Genomic DNA, 2,612 nt, shown 5'->3' with positions numbered 1-2,612 from the left:
CGAGAGCAGGGCCGCCCGTTCGATGGTCTCCCGTTTTTCCGGGCAGAGCCGTGAAGCGAGGAAAGAGGCTATCTTAACGACCCTCTCTGTTTTGTCGTAGAGGCTCCCGAGCCTGTCATGGAAGGTCACCCGCTTCATCTCTACTATCCTCGCATGGAGCGGCTTCCCGAGGTCTTCCTCATAGTAAAAGCGCGCATCTTCGAACCGCGCCTTTATGACCCGTTCGGCGCCGGCCTTCACCGTCCCGGCATTCTCCTCCTTCGTATTCGAGACGACGATGAAATGGTTCTTGAGCCTCCCGCTTCCGTCCTCAACGGCGAAGAATTTCTGATGGTCCCTCATGACCGTGATGAGGAGTTCCTTCGGGAGCCCGAGGTATTTCGGGGGGAACTCGCAGAGGAAAGGGACAGGGTATTCGGTAAGGTATGTCACGGTCGCGAGGAGGGCTTCGTCCGACACCGGCACTCCCTCCACGGATCCCGAGAGACGCGTTATGCCTTCGGTAATCTTTCTCTGTCTGGCCTCCTGATCAACGATTACGTAGTTATTCTCCATGAGGTTGATATACGTAACGATATCCTTCAGGACAAAGGAGCCAGGGGAGAGAAACCGGTGCCCCTTCGTCAGATTGGAACTCATGATACCATCGACGGCGAAGGGGACGACGTCCGCGCCATAGACGGCGAGCATCCAGTGTATCGGTCTCACGAACCTGAGATTTCCGTCACCCCAGCGCATCGACTTCGGGAAGGAGAGTGAACGGACCACCTTTTCGAGGATCTCCGGCAGGACCTCTTTGACGGCTCTTCCCTTCTCTTCGATTACGGCTGCGATATACTCTCCCTTTTCCTTCTTCCGTATCTGGAGAGCGGAGACATCGACGCCCTGCGAAGCAGCAAAACCGATTGCAGCCTGAGAGGGATTTCCGGCGCCGTCGAAAGCCGCCTTCTTCGGCGGTCCGAAGACCTCTCTCACCCTGTCCTTCTGGAGATGCGGGATACCGTCAACGAGGAGGGCAAGCCTTCGCGGTGTCCCGTACGTCCTGATTCCCGAGAACTCCACAGAGTAGTCGCTCAGGAACGCTGCCGCCTTCTCCTTCAGAAACTGAATGGCGGGGGGGAGGAACCGCGCAGGGATCTCCTCTGTCCCTATCTCTAAGAGGAGCGATATCTTATCCGGAGCTTCTGCCATCTCTGTTACCTCTTCTCGTCCTTCATATCGGCCCTGAGGAGCGGGAAGCCCATCTCTTCCCTCTGTTTGTAGAACGCCTCGGCGCAGAGCTTCGCGATCGCCCGTACTCGCGCGATATATCCGGTCCTCTCGGTCACGGAGAACGCTCCCCGCGCATCGAGGAGGTTGAAGGTATGGGAACACTTGAGGCAGAACTCGTATGAGGGAAGAACGAGCCCGAGACTGGACAGTCTCTTCGCCTCCCTCTCGTATGATTCGAACTGCTTCATGAGCAATTCCGTATCGGCAAAATCAAAGTTGTATTGCGAGAACTCCACCTCGCTCCGGTGATGGACATCGCCGTACTTGATGCCGTTGCCCCAGTCGAGGTTGTATACGTTATCGACTTCCTGGAGGTACATAGCGATTCTCTCGAGCCCGTAGGTGATCTCGATCGATACCGGTTTCAGGTCGATGCCGCCGACCTGCTGGAAATAGGTGAACTGCGTGATCTCCATCCCGTCGAGCCATACCTCCCATCCGAGGCCCCACGCGCCGAGGGTCGGAGATTCCCAGTCGTCCTCAACGAATCTGATATCGTGCTTCAAGGGGTCTATGCCGAGATGGGTGAGGCTCTCGATGTAGAGCTCCTGGCTCTCGAGGGGAGAGGGTTTCAGGATAACCTGAAACTGATAGTAGTGCTGCAGCCGGTTGGGGTTTTCCCCGTATCTGCCGTCAGTCGGCCTCCTCGAAGGCTCAACATAAGCAACCTTCCACGGCTCCGGGCCGAGGACCCTGAAAAACGTGGCTGGGTGGAACGTCCCTGCGCCGACTTCCATATCATAGGGCTGAAGGAGCACACAGCCTTTCTTTGCCCAGAATTCATGAAGCTTGAGTATGATTTCCTGGAAGTTCATCGCGTTGAAAGAAAAGCATAATGGAAAGATTTGAGATTTGTCAAATGTGGTATAATTTTTTAGATATGACCGTGAAGCTCTTCATGAAGGGCAACGAAGCGATCGCCGAAGCAGCCATCCGGGCCGAATGCCGTTTCTATGCCGGTTACCCCATAACCCCGCAGAATGAAATCCCCGAATATATGTCGTGGAGGATGCCCGAGGTCGAGGGTGTCTTCATTCAGGCAGAGAGCGAACTGGCTGCGATAAATATGGTTTACGGGGCGGCCGCGTGCGGTGCCCGCGCGATGACCTCTTCGAGTAGCCCCGGCATCAGTCTGAAACAGGAAGGCATATCCTACCTTGCCGGTTCGGAATTGCCGGCTGTAATCGTCAATATGGAGCGGGGAGGTCCGGGGCTCGGAAACATCTCGGGCAGTCAGGCCGACTATTTCCAGACCGTAAAGGGCGGGGGCCACGGCGACTACCGGCTCCTTGTCTATGCGCCGTACAACCTCCAGGAACTCTGGGACATCACGATGCTCT

General features: G+C 56.2%; 3 protein-coding genes. 1 reads left to right on the top strand and 2 read right to left on the bottom strand.

Annotated features, from left to right (window positions below):
• The coding region (gene glyS, locus VEI96_10450) for a glycine--tRNA ligase subunit beta (protein ID HXX58409.1) at nucleotides 1-1,191 on the bottom strand (1,191 nt) is incomplete at its 3' end.
• 5 nt (nucleotides 1,192-1,196) lie between these two features.
• Entirely contained in the window at nucleotides 1,197-2,087 is an 891-nt protein-coding gene (glyQ, locus tag VEI96_10445; GenBank protein HXX58408.1) for a glycine--tRNA ligase subunit alpha, read from the bottom strand.
• A gap of 65 nt (nucleotides 2,088-2,152) precedes the next feature.
• Between glyQ and VEI96_10440 the strand changes: the two genes are divergently transcribed.
• The coding region (locus VEI96_10440) for a 3-methyl-2-oxobutanoate dehydrogenase subunit beta (GenBank protein HXX58407.1) at nucleotides 2,153-2,612 on the top strand (460 nt) is incomplete at its 3' end.

This window comes from Thermodesulfovibrionales bacterium, assembly GCA_035622735.1.
Classification (GTDB): domain Bacteria; phylum Nitrospirota; class Thermodesulfovibrionia; order Thermodesulfovibrionales; family UBA9159; genus DASPUT01.
Note: the sequence above shows the minus strand (reverse complement) of the source record. Positions and strands in the feature narration are given on the sequence as shown.

Excerpts from the sequence above, each read along its gene's own strand:
- glyQ (HXX58408.1), bottom strand. The coding sequence starts at position 2,087 with ATGAACTTCCAGGAAATCATACTCAAGCTTCATGAATTCTGGGCAAAG.